Origin of the sequence: Providencia sp. PROV182, assembly GCF_028480325.1 — a bacterium.
In the GTDB taxonomy this organism is placed as follows: Bacteria; Pseudomonadota; Gammaproteobacteria; order Enterobacterales; family Enterobacteriaceae; genus Providencia; species Providencia hangzhouensis.
On the sequence record NZ_JAMPOL010000004.1, the window covers coordinates 398,991 to 420,553 of the forward strand.

The 21,563-nt window shown below is 38.4% G+C and carries 18 protein-coding genes; 10 read left to right on the forward strand and 8 right to left on the reverse strand.

From position 1 onward, the window contains the following. The first annotated feature begins 80 nt into the window (after window positions 1-80). Window positions 81-998 (forward strand): UDP-3-O-acyl-N-acetylglucosamine deacetylase, encoded by a 918-nt coding sequence (gene lpxC, locus PR834_RS04535; RefSeq protein ID WP_004262020.1) that lies wholly within the window; start codon window positions 81-83, stop codon window positions 996-998. 38 nt (window positions 999-1,036) lie between these two features. Here the strand turns inward: lpxC and PR834_RS04540 are convergent, their stop codons facing one another. Continuing rightward, on the reverse strand, window positions 1,037-1,558 hold the full coding sequence (locus PR834_RS04540; protein WP_112307197.1) for a DUF721 domain-containing protein: 522 nt from the start codon (window positions 1,556-1,558) through the stop codon (window positions 1,037-1,039). A gap of 75 nt (window positions 1,559-1,633) precedes the next feature. Here PR834_RS04540 and secM point away from each other — a divergent pair, with 75 nt between their 5' ends. The 3 genes from secM to mutT all read left to right on the forward strand — a co-directional run bounded on the left by secM (window position 1,634) and on the right by mutT (window position 5,447). Further along, window positions 1,634-2,164 carry a secA translation cis-regulator SecM gene (gene secM, locus PR834_RS04545; protein WP_094961382.1) on the forward strand — a complete coding sequence of 177 codons (531 nt, stop codon included), beginning with the start codon at window positions 1,634-1,636 and terminating at the stop codon, window positions 2,162-2,164. A 96-nt stretch (window positions 2,165-2,260) separates the two neighbouring features. Further along, on the forward strand, window positions 2,261-4,972 hold the full coding sequence (gene secA / locus PR834_RS04550) for a preprotein translocase subunit SecA (RefSeq protein WP_272536468.1): 2,712 nt from the start codon (window positions 2,261-2,263) through the stop codon (window positions 4,970-4,972). Window positions 4,973-5,033: 61 nt separating this feature from the next. Further along, window positions 5,034-5,447 (forward strand): 8-oxo-dGTP diphosphatase MutT, encoded by a 414-nt coding sequence (gene mutT, locus PR834_RS04555; RefSeq protein WP_004262011.1) that lies wholly within the window; start codon window positions 5,034-5,036, stop codon window positions 5,445-5,447. A 69-nt stretch (window positions 5,448-5,516) separates the two neighbouring features. On the opposite strand, the gene yacG is transcribed toward mutT, so the two are convergent. From yacG to ampD, 7 genes are all read right to left on the reverse strand, one after another. Then, window positions 5,517-5,714 carry a DNA gyrase inhibitor YacG gene (gene yacG, locus PR834_RS04560; RefSeq protein ID WP_004262008.1) on the reverse strand — a complete coding sequence of 66 codons (198 nt, stop codon included), beginning with the start codon at window positions 5,712-5,714 and terminating at the stop codon, window positions 5,517-5,519. Window positions 5,715-5,730: 16 nt separating this feature from the next. Next, complete coding sequence (gene zapD, locus PR834_RS04565) at window positions 5,731-6,489, reverse strand: cell division protein ZapD (RefSeq protein ID WP_004262007.1); 759 nt, start codon at window positions 6,487-6,489, stop codon at window positions 5,731-5,733. Window positions 6,490-6,497: 8 nt separating this feature from the next. Continuing rightward, a complete protein-coding gene (gene coaE / locus PR834_RS04570) occupies window positions 6,498-7,103 on the reverse strand; it encodes a dephospho-CoA kinase (RefSeq protein ID WP_272536478.1) in 606 nt (201 codons plus the stop codon). A 150-nt stretch (window positions 7,104-7,253) separates the two neighbouring features. Further along, window positions 7,254-8,441: a type II secretion system F family protein gene (locus PR834_RS04575; RefSeq protein WP_272536469.1), complete on the reverse strand. Its 1,188-nt coding sequence runs from the start codon at window positions 8,439-8,441 to the stop codon at window positions 7,254-7,256. 1 nt (window position 8,442) lies between these two features. After that, entirely contained in the window at window positions 8,443-9,843 is a 1,401-nt protein-coding gene (locus tag PR834_RS04580; protein WP_004262001.1) for an ATPase, T2SS/T4P/T4SS family, read from the reverse strand. A 14-nt stretch (window positions 9,844-9,857) separates the two neighbouring features. Beyond that, window positions 9,858-10,283 (reverse strand): prepilin peptidase-dependent pilin, encoded by a 426-nt coding sequence (ppdD, locus tag PR834_RS04585; protein ID WP_036958460.1) that lies wholly within the window; start codon window positions 10,281-10,283, stop codon window positions 9,858-9,860. 266 nt (window positions 10,284-10,549) lie between these two features. Next, window positions 10,550-11,095, reverse strand: coding sequence for a 1,6-anhydro-N-acetylmuramyl-L-alanine amidase AmpD (ampD, locus tag PR834_RS04590; protein ID WP_272536470.1), 546 nt, complete (start codon window positions 11,093-11,095; stop codon window positions 10,550-10,552). 105 nt (window positions 11,096-11,200) lie between these two features. On the opposite strand from ampD, the gene nadC reads away from it, so the two are divergent. From nadC to PR834_RS04620, 6 genes are all read left to right on the forward strand, one after another. Beyond that, the gene (nadC, locus tag PR834_RS04595) at window positions 11,201-12,103 is read left to right on the forward strand and encodes a carboxylating nicotinate-nucleotide diphosphorylase (RefSeq protein WP_094961373.1); all 903 of its coding nucleotides are present in this window, start codon (window positions 11,201-11,203) and stop codon (window positions 12,101-12,103) included. A 739-nt stretch (window positions 12,104-12,842) separates the two neighbouring features. Next, entirely contained in the window at window positions 12,843-13,613 is a 771-nt protein-coding gene (pdhR, locus tag PR834_RS04600) for a pyruvate dehydrogenase complex transcriptional repressor PdhR (protein WP_004261987.1), read from the forward strand. A gap of 171 nt (window positions 13,614-13,784) precedes the next feature. Continuing rightward, window positions 13,785-16,451: a pyruvate dehydrogenase (acetyl-transferring), homodimeric type gene (gene aceE, locus PR834_RS04605; protein ID WP_004261984.1), complete on the forward strand. Its 2,667-nt coding sequence runs from the start codon at window positions 13,785-13,787 to the stop codon at window positions 16,449-16,451. Window positions 16,452-16,464: 13 nt separating this feature from the next. Next, complete coding sequence (gene aceF, locus PR834_RS04610; protein WP_004261981.1) at window positions 16,465-18,324, forward strand: pyruvate dehydrogenase complex dihydrolipoyllysine-residue acetyltransferase; 1,860 nt, start codon at window positions 16,465-16,467, stop codon at window positions 18,322-18,324. A gap of 204 nt (window positions 18,325-18,528) precedes the next feature. Then, window positions 18,529-19,956: a dihydrolipoyl dehydrogenase gene (gene lpdA, locus PR834_RS04615; RefSeq protein WP_094961375.1), complete on the forward strand. Its 1,428-nt coding sequence runs from the start codon at window positions 18,529-18,531 to the stop codon at window positions 19,954-19,956. 290 nt (window positions 19,957-20,246) lie between these two features. Continuing rightward, a complete protein-coding gene (locus PR834_RS04620; RefSeq protein ID WP_196724616.1) occupies window positions 20,247-21,539 on the forward strand; it encodes a hypothetical protein in 1,293 nt (430 codons plus the stop codon). Window positions 21,540-21,563: the final 24 nt, after the last annotated feature.

The window sequence follows — 21,563 nt, forward strand, 5'->3', positions numbered from 1 at the left end:
TCCGCTTTTTGTGCTAAAATTTCCTACTGATTATCTTGTATGATGATCAGTAGGACTTATAACATTGCGAGAAAAATACGATGATCAAACAACGGACACTAAAACGTATTATTACAGCGACTGGTGTTGGTTTACATACCGGCAAGAAAGTTACGCTTACATTACGTCCAGCGCCGGCCAATACCGGGGTCATCTACCGTCGTACTGACCTTAATCCACCGGTTGATTTTCCGGCAGATGCGAAATCAGTTCGTGACACCATGTTATGTACTTGCTTAGTCAATGAAGATAATGTGCGTATTTCGACTGTTGAGCATTTGAATGCTGCCTTAGCAGGGTTAGGTATCGATAACATTGTTATTGAAGTCAATGCGCCTGAAATCCCTATTATGGATGGCAGTGCCGCACCATTTGTATTCTTACTGCTTGATGGCGGTATTGAAGAATTAAATTGTGCAAAGAAATTTTTACGTATAAAAGAAACAGTACGTGTTGAAGATGGTGATAAATGGGCTGAAATGCGACCTTATAATGGGTTTAGCCTTGATTTCACAATCGATTTTCAGCATCCAGCGATTGATAGTAGCACACAACGCTACTCACTTGATTTCTCAGCGGAATCATTTGTAAATCAAATAAGCCGTGCGCGTACTTTTGGCTTTATGCGTGATATTGAATATCTGCAATCAAAAGGCTTATGCTTAGGCGGTAGTTTCGACTGCGCCATCGTTGTTGATGACTATAAAGTTCTTAACGAAGATGGCTTACGTTTTGAAGATGAATTCGTTCGTCACAAAATGTTGGATGCAATTGGTGATTTATTCATGTGTGGGCACAATATTATTGGCGCATTTACAGCATTTAAATCAGGCCATGCATTGAATAACAAGCTATTACAAGCAGTTTTAGCGAAAGAATCAGCTTGGGATCTCGTCACATTTGAAGACGAAGCTCAATTGCCTGTCGCATTCAAAGCACCTTCAACGGTGTTTGCATAAAATTTGATTATGCAGCTATCTTCGAGAACTGATCGAATTTAGCCTTTTCTGTTGGTTGCGCTAGTACTCTCTCCGGCTAGCGCAGCCAGCCGCTCAAACCTTTCTTTTAATCCTTTCGGGCTATTTTCGGCTAATTTCAAAAGCGCTTGTGCAGTTTGTGGGCTTATCTGACGTTCGTTCATTTTTTGACTTATTGAGACTGTTTGCTTAGTTAGTGAACTATTTTGTCTCGATTTTCGCATAAGATCGGGATTGATTCTGATGTCGATAGAAGATAAAGATGGTAGAATGGACGCTCTTAGTGCAGAAAGAAGATTGATTTTTTCGTAATTAAGTCGGGTCATCCAACTGGCGTTTGCCACTTCAATGACCATAACATTATTACGGTAGTTTGCAACACGGCACATGGGTTTGATTTCAGCCGGCAGTAATCCTTTTACAGCACGATTCAGTTTGATAATCGCTTTTGCATTACGCTGAATAGTTTGTAAAGTGTTTGATGATGTTGCCAATGAGCCTTCAAGAACATCGAAAAGTGCTTGTGGATGACTATCTCTCATTTTTAGCTCCAGCTGAGAATGAAACAACGAATTGCAAATAATAATTTTGTCACTTATTCATTATATAAGAGTTTGATGGGCATTTTAAATTTTTGGCGACAACTTGGTAGAAAATACTTTTGGTCCCACCTGCTATTAGGTGTGGTTGCCACAGGTGTCGGCTTGCCTACAATTTTAAATGCGTTATCAGATTCTCAACATACACAGGTTAACTCTTCTCCAGTTAATCGCCAAAGCCAAGCTGTGAATGCTTTTGACAATTTATTTGCTCAACAGAATTCCCAACGCTCTTCGTCATCATCGTCATCTTATTCAGTAAATTACTGGCAGCAACATGCGGTAAGAAACGTTATTCGGCAGCTAACTTTTGCTTTTTCGGCGACAGAAGACGATGATGTAAACGCTGCAACAGAAGAGACTGAACAGCTTATTGCCCCACAACTGATGTTAGACACGCTGTATGCCATGTTAGCACAGCGTTCACTTCAGTGGGATGAAAGTGTTATTCAATTTAGTCATTATAACTATCCCCATATTATTGCCTATCAACCTGCAATTTGGATTGCTCAAGTACACGGCATTCGTGCCGGCCCGTTAACAGTTTAATCTTCATTCATGGTAAAACAGCTCATCGCTGTGCTGTTTTACGCCATAAAATTTATAAAAATTTAAAGTAATTAATTGATTATTAGAGATTAAAATATGTTAACAAAGATTTTGACCAAAGTTTTTGGTAGCCGTAATGACCGTACGTTGCGCCGTTTACGTAAAGAAGTTGAAAAAATTAACCGTCTTGAACCCGATTTCGAAAAGTTATCTGATGATGAGTTAAAAGCAAAAACGGTGGAATTTCGTGAGCGTTTAACGAAAGGTGAAAGTTTAGAAAGTATCATTCCTGAGGCATTTGCAACTGTTCGTGAAGCAAGTAAACGTGTATTTGGTATGCGCCACTTTGATGTACAGCTTATCGGTGGAATGGTACTAAACGAACGCTGTATCGCAGAGATGCGTACAGGGGAAGGTAAAACTTTAACAGCAACATTACCTGCTTATATCAACGCATTAAGTGGTAAAGGGGTTCACGTAGTTACGGTGAATGATTACTTAGCCAAACGTGATGCTGAAAATAACCGTCCATTATTTGAATTCTTAGGCTTAACTGTGGGTATCAACCTGCCAGGTATGGCTCCGCCTGCAAAACGTGAAGCATATGCGGCAGATATTACTTACGGTACTAATAATGAATTTGGTTTCGACTACCTACGTGACAACATGGCGTTTAGCCCTGAAGAGCGTGTTCAGCGTAAATTGCATTATGCTTTGGTGGATGAGGTTGACTCCATTCTTATCGATGAAGCGCGTACACCACTGATTATTTCAGGTCCTGCAGAAGACAGTTCTGAACTGTACCAAAAAGTTGATAAACTTATTCCATATCTTCAACGTCAAGAGAAAGAAGATTCAGATACTTTCCAAGGGGAAGGCCATTTTTCTGTCGATGAAAAATCGCGTCAAGTGACTATAACTGAACGTGGACTGGTGTTAATCGAAGAGCTTCTAGCAAAAGAAGGTTTAATGGATGAAGGAGAGTCTTTATATTCACCTTCTAACATCATGTTAATGCACCATGTGATGGCGGGCTTACGTGCTCATGCGCTATTTACCTTAGACGTTGATTATATTGTAAAAGACGGTCAAATTGTTATTGTTGATGAACACACTGGCCGTACAATGGAAGGGCGTCGTTGGTCTGACGGCTTACACCAAGCAGTAGAAGCGAAAGAAGGCGTTGAAATTCAAAACGAAAACCAAACCTTGGCTTCAATTACTTTCCAGAACTATTTCCGTTTATATGAAAAGCTTGCAGGTATGACAGGTACTGCGGATACCGAAGCTTTTGAGTTTAGCTCAATTTATAAACTCGATACAATTGTTATCCCAACTAACCGCCCAATGGTGCGTAAAGATTTACCTGACCTCGTTTATATGAACGAAGCTGATAAGTTTGCAGCAATTATTGAAGATATTCGTGAAAGAACTGCCAATGGGCAACCCGTTCTTGTTGGTACAATTTCAATCGAAAAATCCGAATTGATTTCGAATGCGTTGAAAAAAGCTAAAATTGCTCATAATGTTTTGAATGCAAAATTCCATGCAATGGAAGCTGACATCATTGCGAATGCGGGTCAAGCTGGAGCTGTAACGATCGCAACTAATATGGCCGGTCGTGGTACTGACATCATGCTAGGTGGTAGCTGGCAAACTGAGGTTGCTGCATTAGAAGAGCCAACTCAAGAGCAAATTGATGAAATCAAAGCAAACTGGAAAGTTCGCCATGACGCTGTTTTAGCAGCAGGTGGTTTACATATTATTGGTACAGAACGTCATGAGTCACGTCGTATCGATAACCAGTTACGTGGTCGTGCCGGTCGTCAAGGGGATGCGGGTTCATCTCGTTTTTACTTATCAATGGAAGATGCGCTGATGCGTATTTTTGCTTCAGACCGCGTTACTGGCATGATGAAAAAGTTAGGTATGAAGCCGGGTGAAGCGATTGAACACCCATGGGTGACCAAGGCTATTGCTAATGCGCAACGTAAAGTTGAAAGCCGTAACTTTGATATCCGTAAACAATTACTTGAATATGATGATGTTGCAAGTGACCAACGTCGTGCGATTTATACTCAGCGTAATGAACTACTGGATGGCGGTGATATTAAAGAAACGGTTGATAGCATTCGTGAAGATGTATTAACCACAACGATGGATGCCTATATTCCACCTCAATCACTTGAAGAAATGTGGGATATCGAAGGACTACATCAGCGTTTAGTCAATGATTTTGACCTCGATTTACCAATCAAAGAGTGGTTAGATAAAGAGCCAGAGTTACACGAAGAAACATTACGTGAACGTATTATGACAAAAGCGATTGAAGTTTATGATCGTAAAGAAGAAATTGTTGGCGCGGAAGCGATGCGTAATTTCGAAAAAGGTGTCATGTTGCAAACATTAGACACGTTATGGAAAGAGCACTTAGCGTCAATGGATTACTTACGCCAAGGTATTCATTTGCGTGGTTATGCGCAAAAAGATCCTAAGCAAGAATACAAACGTGAATCTTTCAGTATGTTTGCTAACATGCTTGAAGCATTGAAATATGAAGTGATTAGTACTTTATCTAAGGTACAAGTTCGTTTACCTGAAGAGGTTGAAGCATTAGAACAACAGCGTCGTGAAGAAGCTGAGCGTTTAGCGAAGAGGCAACAATTAAGCCATGAAGCGGGCGCTGAATCTTTAATGACTGAAACCGAAGCTAAAATTGCAACCCAAGGTCACAAAATTGGCCGTAATGACCCTTGTCCTTGTGGTTCGGGTAAAAAATACAAGCAATGCCATGGCCGTTTAAATTAATTTACTATTAACTCATTAATATAAAAAAGGCGGGTTACCCCGCCTTTTTGACGAAAAAATTATGGAAAAAAAACATTTGCATATCGCGGCTGGGATTATTCGTAACCCCGAGCAAAAAATTTTTATTACTAAACGACCAGAAGGCACGCATATGGCTGGTTTTTGGGAATTTCCCGGTGGGAAACTTGAAGTTAATGAATCTCCTGAAGCCGCTTTAATTCGCGAACTTGAAGAAGAAGTTGGAATTGTAGTGACTAAGAACGAGTTATTTCATCGGGTTGACCATGAGTTTGATGACCGTTTCATTACACTCTATTTTTTTATGGTATCTTCATGGGAAAATGAACCGTATGGCAGAGAAGGGCAGGATTCGCGTTGGGTTTCTCAGCATGAGCTTAAAGCTGAAGAATTTCCCCCAGCAAACCGTATCATTGTTGATTTATTAACACAGAGAAGTGATCAACATAATAGCTGATAATGATATTAAGTGGAAAATACACAATAATATATTTTCCACTTAATTTACGATGTCACGACTTATACATTATTTATCTGGTTGTTCACTCCAGTCATCGCTGTCAGAAATATCCCCTTGACTTGCAATTCGTTTTTCTTCACTAGCCCATTCACCAAGGTCAATAAGTTGACAACGCTTACTACAAAATGGCCGGAACGGGCTATTTTCATTCCAAACAACTATTTTTTTACATGTAGGGCAATTAACTTCAATGATTTCACTCATAAAAATATTTCTCTAGCTAGCAACAGGATAACTCAAAATTAATAATATCGGGGAGTATACCATTCTCACTGTCGATATGTAGAAAACGTAGTGCGAATCGTGTTTTGTGGCCAGAGATTTGTGGGTATACCAAGTGTTCTGCAGTTAACTTGATGCGTAGTAGTTCTTTACCTTCTACGTTGTCTTGATAAAAACCATTATGAGACTCTTTTTGTTCAAAGATTCCATTTTGCCGAATTAGTGTTAGAACAGCTTGCAATGCATCATTGAGTGGGTCGAGGCTTTGCAACCAGCCACTAATGACCTTGTCTCGTTCAGTTTGTGGAATATTTAACCAAAGTTGTAAAGTCGGTAGGTCGAAACTACAACAGCCACCAGGAATACTCAAACGTTGGCGTACCATACTAATAATTTTATCTGTACGTAGATGGTGGCCAAAGCGTGCTGCGGACATTAAATTGGATGTTGTTTCTGATAATTGTTTTAGTAATGTAGATATTAATTGGTTATCAGCGTTAGGAGCTTCTGCCCAATTAGATAGCCGAGTTCGTTGTTTTTCTAGTTCTTTTATAAGCTCAGAACGAACCTCTCCTCTATCTAGGATTTCAATTAATTCTGAAACTGAGCGAAAAAAAGCAATACCAGTAGAGTAGGAGGTAATATTACTTAACTCATAAATTTGAGATAAAAGTGTTTCAAGGCGCAACCACGAACGAATTTTTTCATTCATTGGGTATTCATAAGTAATTAAATTTGTTGTAATTAATTCGCCCATTTTAATTCCTATTTTTTTATTCTTGCTAGTGTTAAGTACTGGTTATGAAGAATTGCTACCTTGTCAGAGAGAACCGTGCCATGAGTATGGTTTGTTATTATATCGTTGGCATGATTAAGTCGTTTTTCACGACTAACTTGTGCATTAAGTATATTAGTTACTTGTTCTAAACTGGTCTTATCTCTTTTTAGGGTTCGTTGAATTTGTTCTTCGACAGTAACATCAACAACTAATACCCTATCAGCCAAATGATGAATATTATTTTCAATTAATAAAGGGACTACCCATAATACATAAGGGTAATCTATTTGTTGAAATTGTTTTTGCGTTTCTTGTTGAATCAATGGATGAAGTAGAGCATTCAGCCACTTTTTTTCATCGGGCTTAGAAAAAATAATGTCTCGTAAGCGTTGCCTATCTAGGCACCCGTTGGGAAGAATAATATCTTCACCGAAGTGATATCTAATACTTTCAAGGGCTGGGCTGTTAGGCTCAACAACCTGTCGTGCAATCACATCGGCATCAACTAGGGGGACTCCAAGTTTAGCAAACTCGTTTGCAACTGTTGTTTTACCACTTCCAATACCACCTGTTAAAGCAACTATATAAGGCATATGATTATTCATTTACTCGTTGAAAAAAAATAGATTACACTGAAATAAATCATTTGTCTTCATCCAAAGTAATATACTGTGAATAGTTTAAAAAAATATTATATAAAGTTGTTAGGATAAAATGTAATATTCATATCCACATGAAATTATTTATAGTTCAGTTATAACGTTACCTAAATTAAATATCGGTAGATACATTGCTAACATGATCATACCTACTAGGATGGCAATTAAAAGGAGTAAAATAGGTTCAATATTTTTTAGGCTTTTTTCAGTAATAAAAATATATTGCTCTGAATAATATTTGAATAAATACTTTGAAAAGTAGTGTATTTTTCCAGATTCTTCTGCAATAGACATTAGCTGTACAGATAAATCAGGAAAGAACTTGGTTTTCTTCATAGCATGGGACAGTAACTCTCCTTTATGTACCGATATATGCACGTGTTCACAGTCTTTTTTATATTGATGGTTATTGATAGTTTGAATTGTGCATTTTAAACATTCGGATAATGATAACCCTACGTTAATTGTTGAGTGCATCGTTAAAAAATACAAACTTAAGTTATGGAGTTGTAATGATTTTTTGAATATCGGTAGGTGAATTATTGTGTTTTTTAATAAAGATAATGTTTTTTCTTTGAATTTAAATACGAGAGGGAGAGAAAGTAAAAGAAAATAAAATAAGTAAACTAAGTACTCTCTTAGAAAGCTTGAAATAAAGGTTATGATTTTTGTAACGAGTGGTAATTCGTGTCTGGTATTTTGATAGATGTTTTCAAATTGAGGAACTACATAGACCATCATAATGATTAATAACATTATTGAAAATGAAGAAAGAATTATTGGGTATCGTATCGATTTACTGATGAGTAAAGACACTTTATTATTATGTTCCAATATTGAATTGATTGTACTAAAACTTTGTTCGTATTGCCCTGTTTTCTCGGCAATGGTAATAATGCTTATTATAGTATCATTAAATATTGTTGGGTGCTTCTTCAAATACTGTGAAAACTTCTCTCCTTTTTCTATATGAACTATCGAGTTTTCAATAATATCAATCCAAAAAGGAAGTTGGCAGTTGGTATGTAATATTTTTAAGCATTGTACGAGATTAATACCTGATGATGATAATAAAGATAACTGGTGGAAGAAATGAATTCGATAATTAATATTCTTTTTGTCCAATGAAAATAATGTTTTTAACTTTATTTGTACAGGAATTAAATTTCTTTCAGATATGTTGATGAATGCATGTTTTTTGCTTTTTGCTATTAATGTGCTGTATGTTGGTTGATTGTTAAAATCAATGGCGATATATGAATAAATAAACATGTTAATTTACTCCATTTCCGATGATAGAATAGATTTCTTGGAGAGTTGTCTCACTCATTTCAACGAGCTCTATTCCTGCATTAAAAAGGTTAACAAAATTACTTTGATTTTCTAATGTATTTTTTGTCAGTATTTCGCTAATATTGCTTTGATCTATATATTCATAAACTGCGGTTCTTCCCATAAAACCAGAAAAACATAGCTCACACCCCTTTGAGGACCATTCATTAATTACACAGTTATTGTGTAATTTAGTTTTCTTAGGTGTTTTTTCTTTGCAGTGAGGGCAAAGTTTTCTTACTAATCTTTGTGCAATAACCATTTTCAAACATGATTTAAGTTGACTATTTTCTACTCCTAATTGGTTCATTCTCTCTATTGCGCTGAATGTACAATTGGTATGCAATGTCGACAAAACTAGATGGCCAGTTTGCGCAGCTCGAGTCGCGATCTTAGCTGTTTCTTCATCACGAATCTCACCGATCATAATGACATCAGGGTCTTGTCGCAGTAGCGCCCTTAAAATAGAAGAAAAATTAAGTTTATATTTTTCATTGACTTGAGTTTGGTTGATTCCTTGTAATGGAATTTCAATTGGGTCTTCAATGGTTGTTATATTTCTTGAGGACTGATTTAAATATTCTAAGTAGCTATAAAGAGTTACTGTTTTACCGCTTCCTGTCGGCCCTGTGACTAAAATTAATCCTTGTGGACGATTTAAATACTCTTTTAATAACTCTAGAAGGGAAGAGCACATCCCTATGTGCTCTAAAGAATATTTTAATTGTGTATTTAAAATACGTAAGACCAATTTTTCCCCATGAATTGTCGGAATACTCGAAAGACGGATGCTATAGTTTTGTCCATCAAAGTACCAACTCATTTGGCCATCTTGTGGAAGTCTTTTCTCCGCGATATTCATTTTTGCCAATATTTTTATACGAGCAATAATTTCACTATTAATTTCGTAAGGTGGAGAAGGAATAAAATATAACTTTCCATCGACACGTAATCGAATTTTTAACCCTTGCTTAGTCGGCTCAAGGTGTATATCTGATGAGCGTTTATGAACCGCTGTTTTTAATAGCTCCTCAACAAAACTAATCGCAGGAGATGAAGTGCGTAATAGTTCGGGTTCTGGAGATTGATAACTACTTTCTTCCTCCTTTATTTCATGTATTGTATTATTAAAATAATGGTCTATTTTTTCTTTTGGCCAAATATCATAGCATACAGGGACACTAGCAATAAATTTTAATGTGGCGATCAAGTTGTCATCTGGTTTTTTTACAACAGCTATAGATAACCGTTTTTGATTATAATCGATGATTATAATGTAATTTCTATCACATATACTCTTAAGTTCTTTATAAATAAACTGCTCGTTTTTAGTCATGTTCATATAAATACTTCCAGTTAAAACACAAAGGTTTTATTACATAATGACTTCAATTTGGCATTATCTTTGTTTTCGCAAACAACTGTCCAATTAAAGGGGTTGCCTATGCTAGGAAGGGTTGGTGTTAATGTGACTTTTAAGCCTGATAATGATTTGTCAGTAGAAAATGTAATAACCCCAGATTTAACTTCTATTTTACTAATGTATTTTCCAGTTATATTGGTAGGGATATCATCATTACCTCCATTACATTGTGATAAACTCCCTCGATTAAAGCTACATATTTCAACACTGTTTTTATATGGGATAACAGTCTGGAGTACATCAGTAATTGCTGCTTTTTGCATATAGCTTTGATAGCCAGGGATAGCAATAGCACTTAGAATTGATATAATTGCAATTACTACCATAATTTCAATGAGTGAAAATCCTTGTTGATTCATAAATAAAACCTCCGTTGTTAAGTGAGGTTTCATCATAATTGTATTTTTAAGTTAAAATTAGAGTTTAAAAAAGGTAGTGCGAAACGATTTGTGATTTTTTATTGAAATGTGCGTGGGGTTTCATTTTTCTTCGAGCAGCTTCGCAAAAAAATAATAAAGAAAAAATAGAGGCTGGAGTTCAGTTATAAATTAAGAGAAGATAAGTTTATATGTTTTTTATTAGCGGGTAAATTGAATAAAGATATTATCCGCTAATAATTATAAAGTTAATAATTGTTTAATTTATTCTTATAATATCCCCAATCAAAAAATGGGCCGGGATCCGTTTTACGACCAGGAGCTATATTACTATGACCAGTAATATTATTTTTAATTAGTGGGTATTCAAGTATAAGTAAATTAGATAAATAAGTAAGGGATTGATATTGTTCTTCTGTAAATGGTTCAAAATCAGTGCCTTCTAGCTCAATACCAATAGAAAAGTCGTTACATTTTTCTTGGCCTTGGTAGGAAGACTGCCCAGCGTGCCAAGCCCGTAAATGAAAGGGGACATATTGAATGATTGCACCATCACGGCGTATTAGGCAATGAGCTGAAACTCGAAGATGTCTGATTTCATTAAAAAATGGGTGTTCATCAGGGTTTAAAGTCCCTGTAAATAATTGGTTTATATAAGGGCCACCAAATTGTCCTGGAGGAAGGCTGATATTATGAATAACTAGAAGAGAAGGTATGGTATTAGAGGGGCGCTCATCATGATGTGGAGAAGGGATATGAGTCACATTATTTAGCCAACCATTGTGTATTTTCATATCGTTATCCATAGTATTCTCTTTTCTTTTTTGTTAACACTCGTTATCTGCGAACGAAAAGATTAGCATAGATGAAACAAAGCGAGTGCATATTTTGGAGTTAAAATGACTATACGGCGATATGATGAACAACAAAGACGTAAAATGCTTCTTGAGCGGTTACAGGTTGACATTCCTTTTATGGTCAGTGTTGCTTTGAAAGAAGATTTAGGTCAATCTGTTGATTATAAAAAAGATATTACTGGTCAGCTGTTAAATGTAGGTACACAAGCGAGTGCTCGAATTATTACTCGTGAACATGGCGTTTTCTGTGGGAAACAATGGTTAGATGAAGTTTTTCTTCAACTTGGTGGGCAAGTCAACATTGATTGGAAAGTTCAAGATGGTGAAACCGTTACCCCTAACCAAGTTCTCTGTGAGATGCATGGCCCATCACAAATTTTATTAACAGGTGAACGCACCTCTTTGAATTTCATTCAAACGCTTTCTTCTGTTTCAAGTATAACTGCCGAATATGTAAAACAAATCACAGGTACAAGAGCGAAGTTACTTGATACCCGTAAAACTATCCCTGGCTTAAGAACCGCTTTAAAATATGCGGTATTGATGGGGGGAGGGTTTAATCATCGTCTAGGTTTATCTGATGCTTACTTAATAAAAGAAAACCATATTATATCCGCAGGTTCAGTCGAGCGAGCTGTTGAATTAGCGCGTAGCGCCCATCCGGATGTCCCAATTGAAATTGAAGTAGAAAGCTTAGATGAGCTATTACGAGCTTTAAAAGCGAATGCTGATATCATTATGTTGGATAATTTTACTCCAGTTATGATGAAAGAAGCGGTAGTGTTAACGGCAGGAAAAGCGGCACTTGAAGTTTCTGGCGATGTCACATTAGAAACGATAAAAGAGTTCGCAGAAACAGGGGTTGATTTTATTTCTGTTGGGGCGCTAACCAAACATATTAAAGCCATGGATTTGTCTATGCGTTTTATTGATAAGAATAGGTAAGTGATCTGGTTAATACACTCAGGGTGCCTTAACTGGGCTCATTAATCTTAGTGTTATTGATGAGACCTATACATTAGTCACCTATTTACGTTAATGCGTTAAATAGGTGACTAACATCTGACTCACTCGTTACCAAATTGTATTTTGGCATTGATTTAACTATTTAATGGGTTACAACGAAATATTTTGTAGCTCCTAGCTAATCGAATCTCGAAACCTTATCGCATTTTCCGTGCCACCTATAAATTGAAATATTACAGTGCTATTTTATTTTCGACATCAATTTTATTCTAAAATAATAGATAGGCTTGAGTGTAATTTAATCAATAAAATTTGAGTTAAATTTAAAACCACTTGCAATTCTAACATTTCATTAACGTTGTTGTGTTCCAAACGAGTAAAGACTGCAATTAATGAGTTAGTTTGATTTTAAATGCACTTATTTTAAATTTAAATTCATTATATTGGTTGCTTTAACGGTTCAGTTTTTGCATTTTAGCATAAAAAATCGTTTTTAATGTTAAAATATGTCATGTCAAATCGCATATTAAGTTATCAATTCATGCTAAATTTTAAAAAAAATTGTTAAGATTTGCAGGATTTTATGATTTAGCGCAAGGTCTTTATGGACAGATAGTGAATACTTTGTTACTTTATTAACCCATAAATAAATTGGTATTACCAATTAACACTGGGTAATACGTAATCAATAATTACTCACTCATGAATATGGCAGATTATGACTTACGGTAAAATTCGCCAACCAAAGTTATCAGATGTAATAGAGCAGCGTCTCGAACATCTTATTTTCGAAGGGACATTACGCCCTGGCGAAAAGCTGCCTCCTGAGCGCGAACTTGCAAAACAGTTTGACGTATCTCGACCATCAGTGCGTGAAGCAATTCAAACATTAGAGGCGAAAGGCCTTTTATCTCGCCGCCAAGGTGGCGGAACATTCGTGCAAAAGAAAATGTGGCAAAGCTTTAGTGACCCTTTAGCTCAGCTACTTGAAGGCAATCCAGAATCTCAATTCGATCTTCTTGAAACTCGTCATGCCCTTGAAGGTATTGCTGCGTATTACGCGGCACTCCGTGGTACAGATGAAGATCTCGAACGGATTCGCCAAAGCTATGAATTAATTAAGACAGCGCAAGAAAATGGCGGATTAGAAGCAGAGTCAGATGCAGTATTACAATATCAATTAATTGTCACTGAAGCTGCTCATAACGTCGTTTTGCTACATCTATTGCGTTGTATGATCCCGATGTTAGAACAAAATATTCGTCAGAACTTTGAGTTCTTATATACCCGTAAAGAAATGTATAAAGCAGTTAGTGAACATCGAGCACAAATTTTTGCCGCTATAATGGCAAGAGAACCAGAAAAAGCACGTGAAGCTTCTCATCGCCATTTAGCCTTTATCGAAGATTTACTGTTGGATATTAGCCGAGAGCAAACTCGCAGAGAACGTTCTTTACGTCGGTTACAGCAACATCCTGATTTGAATTGATAATATAGATCCTGACTGCTGCGTCTATATTATTGTGAATACTCTAATTGAGAGTTAAAGCGGCAACTACATCAGGGCCTATCTTCCCGCTGTTTTATAGCGACTGGGAAAATAGCAGGAAGATAGGCTCCACATAAACATATAAAATAGATAACAGATAAGGAATACACCATGTCAGATATGTTAAAAAATGACGTGGATCCGATTGAAACTCGCGACTGGCTACAGGCGATTGAATCGGTCATCCGTGAAGAAGGTGTTGATCGTGCTCAGTTTATTATCGAACAGGTATTAAGCGAAGCGCGTAAAGGCGGTGTTAATATTGCCGCTGGTGCATCTGGTCATTCTGATTACATCAACACAATTGCTGTTGAAGATGAGCCGGCATACCCTGGTAACATGGATTTAGAGCGCCGTATTCGCTCTGCAATTCGTTGGAACGCAGTGATGACTGTTTTACGCGCTTCCAAAAAAGACTTAGAACTGGGTGGCCATATGGCTTCTTTCCAGTCATCAGCAACTTTATATGAAGTGTGCTTTAACCACTTCTTCCGTGCGCATAATAACAATGACGGCGGGGATTTAGTCTTCTTCCAAGGCCACATCTCTCCAGGTATTTACGCACGTGCGTTCTTGGAAGGCCGCTTAACTGAAGAGCAAATGAACAACTTCCGTCAAGAAATTGGTGGAAATGGTCTGTCTTCTTATCCACACCCTAAATTAATGCCTGATTTCTGGCAGTTCCCTACGGTATCAATGGGTCTGGGTCCAATTAATGCTATTTATCAAGCGAAATTCCTGAAATACCTTGATAACCGCGGACTGAAAGATACATCAGCTCAGCGCGTATATGCATTCCTTGGTGATGGTGAGATGGATGAGCCAGAGTCTAAAGGTGCAATTACTATCGCAACTCGCGATAAATTAGATAACTTAGTATTTGTTATCAACTGTAACCTGCAACGTTTAGATGGACCAGTTACAGGTAATGGTAAAATTGTTAATGAACTAGAAGGTATCTTTAATGGTGCTGGCTGGCAAGTTATCAAAGTTATGTGGGGCGACCGTTGGGATGAATTACTGCGTAAAGATACAAGCGGTAAACTTGTTCAACTAATGAACGAAACCTTAGACGGCGACTACCAAACCTTTAAATCACGTGACGGTGCATACGTTCGTGAGCACTTCTTTAATCGTTACCCAGAAACTGCAGCATTAGTTAAAGATATGACTGATGATGAAATTTGGGCACTGAACCGTGGTGGTCACGATCCGAAGAAAGTGTATGCTGCATTCAAAAAAGCACAAGAAACTAAAGGTAAACCAACTGTTATTTTAGCGCAAACCATCAAAGGTTATGGTATGGGCGAAACTGCAGAAGGTAAAAACATTGCTCACCAAGTGAAGAAAATGAACATGGATGGCGTTCGTCATTTCCGTGATCAATTCAATGTACCCGTTGCTGATGAGCAAATTGAAAAACTGCCATACATTACGTTTGAAAAAGATTCCGAAGAGTACAAATATCTGCATGAGCGCCGTCAAGCGTTAGGTGGTTATTTGCCAGCTCGTCGTTCAACCTTTGATGAAAAATTGGATATCCCTGCACTGGCAGATTTCAGCCAATTATTGGAAGAGCAATCTAAAGAAATTTCAACAACTATCGCGTTCGTTCGTGCGTTGAACGTTATGTTGAAAAACAAATCGATCAAAGAGCGTTTAGTACCAATCATCGCTGATGAAGCACGTACATTTGGTATGGAAGGTCTATTCCGTCAAATCGGTATCTATAGCCCTAAAGGCCAGCAATATACTCCGCAAGACCGTGAGCAAGTTGCTTACTATAAAGAAGACTCTAAAGGTCAAATTCTGCAAGAAGGTATCAATGAGCTGGGAGCTGGTTCTTCTTGGTTAGCGGCTGCGACATCATACAGCACTAACAACTTGCCGATGATCCCATTCTATATCTACTACTCAATGTTTGGTTTCCAACGTATTGGTGACTTGATGTGGGCAGCGGGTGACCAACAAGCACGCGGTTTTTTAATCGGTGGTACTTCAGGTCGTACAACCCTGAATGGTGAAGGTCTACAGCATGAAGATGGCCATAGCCATATTCAATCACTGACTATCCCTAACTGTATTTCTTATGACCCAGCTTTCGCTTATGAAGTTGCGGTAATTATGCAAGACGGCTTAGAGCGTATGTACGGTGAGAAACAAGAAAACGTTTACTACTACATCACGACGCTGAACGAAAACTACCACATGCCAGCAATGCCAGAAGGCGTAGAAGAAGGTATCCGTAAAGGTATCTATAAACTGGCTTCGGTTGAAGGTAGCAAAGGTAAAGTTCAGCTGTTAGGTTCAGGTTCGATGATGCGCCACGTGCGTGAAGCCGCTGACATCTTGTCTGCTGAATATGGAATTGGTTCTGATGTCTATAGCGTGACTTCATTCACTGAACTGGCACGTGATGGCCAAGATTGTGAGCGTTGGAACATGTTGCACCCATCTGAAGCACCACGCGTTCCATACATTGCTCAAGTTATGAATGATGCACCAGCAGTTGCATCAACTGACTATATGAAACTGTTTGCAGAACAAGTTCGTACTTATGTTCCTGCAAGTGATTACCGTGTTCTGGGTACAGATGGTTTCGGTCGTTCAGACAGTCGTGAAAACCTGCGTCACCACTTTGAAGTGGATACATCCTATGTGATCGTTGCAGCGTTAGGTGAATTAGCTAAACGTGGTGAGATTGATGTAAAAGTCGTTGAAGAAGCGATTAAAAAATACAACATCAACCCAGATAAAGTTAACCCACGTTTGGCATAAGAGGTAAAAATCAATGTCTATTGAAATCCAAGTGCCTGATATCGGTGCTGATGAAGTTGAAGTCACCGAAGTGATGGTTAAAGTTGGCGACAAAGTAGAAGCTGAGCAATCGCTTATTACCGTTGAAGGTGATAAGGCTTCTATGGAAGTCCCATCTCCACAAGCGGGGGTGGTAAAAGAAATTAAAATTGCTGTTGGCGATAAAGTGACAACAGGCAAATTAATCATGGTATTCGAAGCGGAGGCGGGTGCAGCAGCTCCTGCACCTGCAGAAGCCCCTACAGCTCCAGCGGCAGCGCCAAGCGCAGCTGCATCTAAAGATGTTGCTGTTCCAGATATCGGTGGCGATGAAGTTGAAGTTACTGAAATTATGGTTAAAGTCGGTGACAAAGTAGAAGCTGAGCAATCTTTAATTACTGTTGAAGGTGACAAAGCTTCAATGGAAGTTCCTGCACCATTTGCTGGAACGGTTAAAGAAATCAAAATTGCAACCGGTGATAAAGTTAAAACCGGCTCATTGATTATGGTCTTTGAAGTTGCAGGCGCAGCACCTGCGGCGGCTCCAGCTGCACAAGCTGCTGCACCAGCGGCTCCAGCAGCATCAGCAATTAAAGATGTTAACGTTCCAGATATCGGTGGTGATGAAGTTGAAGTCACTGAAGTCATGGTAAAAGTGGGTGATACCGTTTCTGCTGAGCAATCAATCATTACCGTTGAAGGTGACAAAGCGTCAATGGAAGTTCCTGCGCCATTTGCTGGAACAGTTAAAGAAATCAAGATTGCGACTGGCGATAAAGTGAAAACTGGCTCGCTGATCATGACTTTTGAAGTGGCAGGTGCAGCGCCTGCAGCGGCTCCAGCAGCTCAACCGTCTGCTCCGGCTCCAGCGGCAGCTCCTGCACAAGCAGCGCCAGCGAAAGCAACTGACAGCAAAACTGAATTTGTTGAAAACGACGCATATATCCATGCAACACCGGTTATTCGCCGCTTAGCGCGTGAATTTGGTGTTAACTTAGCGAAAGTTAAAGGTACAGGTCGTAAGGGCCGTATCCTGCGTGAAGACGTTCAAGCTTACGTGAAGGATGCCGTAAAACGTGCGGAAGCTCCTGCAGCTGCGGGTGGTGGTTTACCAGGTATGCTGCCATGGCCGAAAGTGGATTACAGTAAATTCGGTGAAGTTGAAGAAGTTGAACTGGGTCGTATCCAAAAAATCTCTGGTGCTAACCTGAGCCGTAACTGGGTAATGATCCCGCACGTTACGCTGATGGAAGAAGTGGATACCACTGAAGTTGAAGAATTCCGTAAGCAACAAAACAAAGAAGCTGAGAAGAAAAAACTGGATGTGAAAATCACACCATTAGTTTTTGTCATGAAAGCTGTTGCTCGTGCTCTGGAAGAAATGCCACGCTTTAATAGCTCCATTTCTGAAGATGCACAGCGTCTGTTCCTGAAAAAATATATTAACATCGGTATTGCCGTAGATACGCCAAATGGCTTAGTTGTTCCTGTCTTCAAAGACGTTAACAAAAAAGGCATTTTAGAGCTATCTCGCGAACTGATGGAAGTTTCTAAGAAAGCGCGTGCAGGTAAACTGACTGCGTCTGATATGCAAGGTGGTTGCTTCACGATTTCAAGCCTTGGTGGTATCGGAACTACCGGTTTTGCACCTATCGTGAATGCACCAGAAGTTGCAATTATGGGACTGTCACGTTCTTCAATGAAACCTGTTTGGAATGGTAGCGAATTTGTTCCTCGCCTAATCCTGCCAATGTCACTGTCCTTTGACCATCGTGTAATCGATGGTGCTGATGGAGCTCGCTTCATCACCCTAGTAGGGCAATTAATGAGCGATATTCGCCGTTTAGTGATGTAAATAATAAGACCGGCGAATAGGCCGGTCTGTTTTATTTAGGCTGAGGCAGAATTTTTTGCTGCTGCTACGAAAGGTTGGGAGTTACATCACGAAATGAGCCTTTTCAGGGTGTTAACAATTCTGTAAACTGCTCTCGGTGTGTACTTTTCCAGTGGAAGATCGTTTATTCAGCAGTACCGCTGGACAAAACAAAAAGAGGTCATGATGAGTACTGAAATTAAAGCCCAAGTCGTTGTGCTTGGTGCAGGCCCTGCAGGCTATTCTGCGGCTTTCCGTTGCGCTGACTTAGGTTTAGAAACTGTTTTAGTAGAACGTTATTCAACCCTTGGTGGTGTTTGTTTAAACGTTGGTTGTATTCCTTCTAAAGCTTTACTCCATGTTGCAAAAGTGATCGAAGAAGCAAAAGCTTTAGCAGAACACGGCATCGTTTTTGGTGAGCCAAAAACTGACATTTCCAAAGTTCGCTTATGGAAAGAAAAAGTGATTAATCAGCTGACGGGTGGTCTGGCTGGTATGGCTAAAGGCCGTAAAGTTAACGTAGTTAACGGCTTCGGTAAATTCACAGGTGCCAACACGCTGGTTGTTGAAGGTGAAAACGGTAGCACAACTATCAATTTCGATAACGCAATTATTGCTGCGGGTTCCCGTCCAATTCAATTACCATTCATTCCACATGAAGACCCACGTATTTGGGACTCAACCGATGCATTAGAACTGAAAGAAGTTCCTGAGCGTCTGCTGGTTATGGGTGGGGGTATCATCGGTTTAGAAATGGGAACTGTGTATCATGCACTGGGTTCTCAAATCGATGTGGTTGAAATGTTTGACCAAGTCATCCCAGCGGCTGACAAAGATGTGGTTAAAGTATTCACCAAACAAATCAGTAAAAAATTCAATCTTCTGTTAGAAACTAAAGTAACAGCCGTTGAAGCGAAAGAAGACGGTATCTACGTTTCTATGGAAGGCAAAAAAGCTTCCGCAGAGCCGCAACGTTACGATGCTGTATTAGTGGCAATCGGCCGTGTTCCTAATGGTAAAAACTTGGATGCAGGCAAAGCTGGCGTTGAAGTTGATGACCGTGGCTTTATCCATGTCGATAAGCAAATGCGCACTAACGTTCCTCATATCTTTGCAATCGGTGATATCGTTGGTCAACCAATGTTGGCTCACAAAGGTGTTCACGAAGGTCACGTTGCCGCAGAGGTTATCTCTGGCCTGAAACATTACTTTGACCCGAAAGTGATCCCATCAATCGCTTATACTGAGCCAGAAGTTGCATGGGTTGGTTTAACTGAGAAAGAAGCGAAAGAACAAAATATCAGCTACGAAGTTGCGACTTTCCCATGGGCAGCATCAGGCCGTGCAATTGCATCTGATTGCGCCGAAGGTATGACTAAGCTGATTTTCGACAAACAATCTAACCGTGTTATCGGTGGGGCTGTTGTCGGTGTGAACGGTGGTGAATTACTGGGTGAAATCGGCCTAGCAATTGAAATGGGTTGTGATGCTGAAGATTTAGCACTAACTATCCATGCTCACCCAACACTGTATGAATCAATCGGTATGGCTGCTGAAATTTACGAAGGTAGCATTACTGATTTACCAAACGCAAAAGCGAAAAAGAAAAAATAATTTTCTTTAATCGCACAGATAAACAGTATCTTTAGTATGCTGTTTATCACCAAAGCGAATTGAAGCCAATGTGGAAACACGTTGGCTTTTTTTGTTTTTGTGAATATAAACAATCAGCCACATGTCTTTATCCAATTATTTATTAAAATCAATATTAATCATTTTATAAGTAATATGTATTTAATTTTAAATAACTGAATATTTTTTAGTAAAAACGGTTAGTTGACTATAAAAATATTAAATTCTAATTTCTTTATTCTGTTTTTTATAACTAATAAGGAAGTTAGTTTATGGATGGTGTGACAGACCTAGGTACAATAACGGTATGGGGAGGTAACCCTAGACCGCATTTCAATGATTATTTTAATAATTATGATAATGCTCATGAAGATATTAATTTAACTGGGAGGTATGAAAAATTAAAAAGTATTTTACATGAAAATCTTTATGATAATATAAAATTAGCTAATATCCATGATGATGTTGATAATCACAAAGTCGATATTTTTAAAAATCCTTCGATTAAAATTAAGGAAGATTTAAAATCTAAACAAACATTAATTGAAAATAATTTAATTACCTTAAGAAAGGATATTGCGGAGATTGAAAAATCGCCTGGCTGGAAATTTATCATTGATCCACAAAAATATCCTTGTACATACAAATGGCATTTTCAATCTTCAGACTCCTCAGATTTAAAAATTTCAGCAATCTTTAAATTTCGCACAATTGAAGATAGGGACAGGCTCCTCGCAGAGGATTTTGACGATAATATACCCGGTATACCGAGATTTCCTTTTGATAATATAGATCTATATATAGATGCGGTTAATAAGCGAGCTGACCGTGATGCTAGAAATCAATTGCTCGAAATTAAGAGACAACATAAAAGTATCACGGATAAAATTCAGTTTAATTTAAATGAATTAAATAAGCTGAAAATAGCCCAAAGTAGTGTATTTGCCGTTCCCAGACCGAATGTTCCTACATTATCTCATGGCGTTGGTTTAAATACGCAAGCTACACAAACGGCAAACAGCAACATAGTCAAAGGTGTCGAAAATACCTTAGGTAATATTCGCGATGGCCTAGCGGAAACGTTTGATTGCTCTTTTGGTATGAGCTGCTCAAATGATTTAGATAAAGCAGCAAAAAATCCAAATGTTGGAAAAGAGTTATCAAATTCAGACAAAGTAGAGGTAGGGGGCTCTAGGGCAGGAGGACCGGAGGGGTGGGAACCTGATGAGTTCTCTATAAAAAATAATGGTCTTCCTTCTAAAGAAGAACTAAAGCAAGCAGCATCAGAAATCAATCGTAATGGTTTAACAAATGCTGGCAGATCGCTCCAAAAGCATGGAGGTAGGGAAGGATCTGCATACTCGTATTCCAACCAAAAAGCTTCAGTATTGAATCAGGAAGCTAGAGCATTAATCGATGAAATATTAGATAATCCAAATGTAATAATAAGACCTAGAACTATTTATGAAAATAGGAAAAGAATTGAAGTGATTGATGCTAAATCACCTGATGGTCGGGTATTAAGATTTAGTATAGATGGTAAGAAATTTATTGGTTTTAGATAGCCATAATGTTTGCAAATGATTGAT

Excerpts from the sequence above, each read along its gene's own strand:
- lpxC (WP_004262020.1), top strand. The coding sequence starts at position 81 with ATGATCAAACAACGGACACTAAAACGTATTATTACAGCGACTGGTGTT.
- PR834_RS04540 (WP_112307197.1), bottom strand. The coding sequence starts at position 1,558 with ATGAGAGATAGTCATCCACAAGCACTTTTCGATGTTCTTGAAGGCTCA.
- secM (WP_094961382.1), top strand. The coding sequence starts at position 1,634 with ATGGGCATTTTAAATTTTTGGCGACAACTTGGTAGAAAATACTTTTGG.
- secA (WP_272536468.1), top strand. The coding sequence starts at position 2,261 with ATGTTAACAAAGATTTTGACCAAAGTTTTTGGTAGCCGTAATGACCGT.
- mutT (WP_004262011.1), top strand. The coding sequence starts at position 5,034 with ATGGAAAAAAAACATTTGCATATCGCGGCTGGGATTATTCGTAACCCC.
- yacG (WP_004262008.1), bottom strand. The coding sequence starts at position 5,714 with ATGAGTGAAATCATTGAAGTTAATTGCCCTACATGTAAAAAAATAGTT.
- zapD (WP_004262007.1), bottom strand. The coding sequence starts at position 6,489 with ATGGGCGAATTAATTACAACAAATTTAATTACTTATGAATACCCAATG.
- coaE (WP_272536478.1), bottom strand. The coding sequence starts at position 7,103 with ATGCCTTATATAGTTGCTTTAACAGGTGGTATTGGAAGTGGTAAAACA.
- PR834_RS04575 (WP_272536469.1), bottom strand. The coding sequence starts at position 8,441 with ATGTTTATTTATTCATATATCGCCATTGATTTTAACAATCAACCAACA.
- PR834_RS04580 (WP_004262001.1), bottom strand. The coding sequence starts at position 9,843 with ATGAACATGACTAAAAACGAGCAGTTTATTTATAAAGAACTTAAGAGT.
- ppdD (WP_036958460.1), bottom strand. The coding sequence starts at position 10,283 with ATGAATCAACAAGGATTTTCACTCATTGAAATTATGGTAGTAATTGCA.
- ampD (WP_272536470.1), bottom strand. The coding sequence starts at position 11,095 with ATGAAAATACACAATGGTTGGCTAAATAATGTGACTCATATCCCTTCT.
- nadC (WP_094961373.1), top strand. The coding sequence starts at position 11,201 with ATGACTATACGGCGATATGATGAACAACAAAGACGTAAAATGCTTCTT.
- pdhR (WP_004261987.1), top strand. The coding sequence starts at position 12,843 with ATGACTTACGGTAAAATTCGCCAACCAAAGTTATCAGATGTAATAGAG.
- aceE (WP_004261984.1), top strand. The coding sequence starts at position 13,785 with ATGTCAGATATGTTAAAAAATGACGTGGATCCGATTGAAACTCGCGAC.
- aceF (WP_004261981.1), top strand. The coding sequence starts at position 16,465 with ATGTCTATTGAAATCCAAGTGCCTGATATCGGTGCTGATGAAGTTGAA.
- lpdA (WP_094961375.1), top strand. The coding sequence starts at position 18,529 with ATGAGTACTGAAATTAAAGCCCAAGTCGTTGTGCTTGGTGCAGGCCCT.
- PR834_RS04620 (WP_196724616.1), top strand. The coding sequence starts at position 20,247 with ATGGATGGTGTGACAGACCTAGGTACAATAACGGTATGGGGAGGTAAC.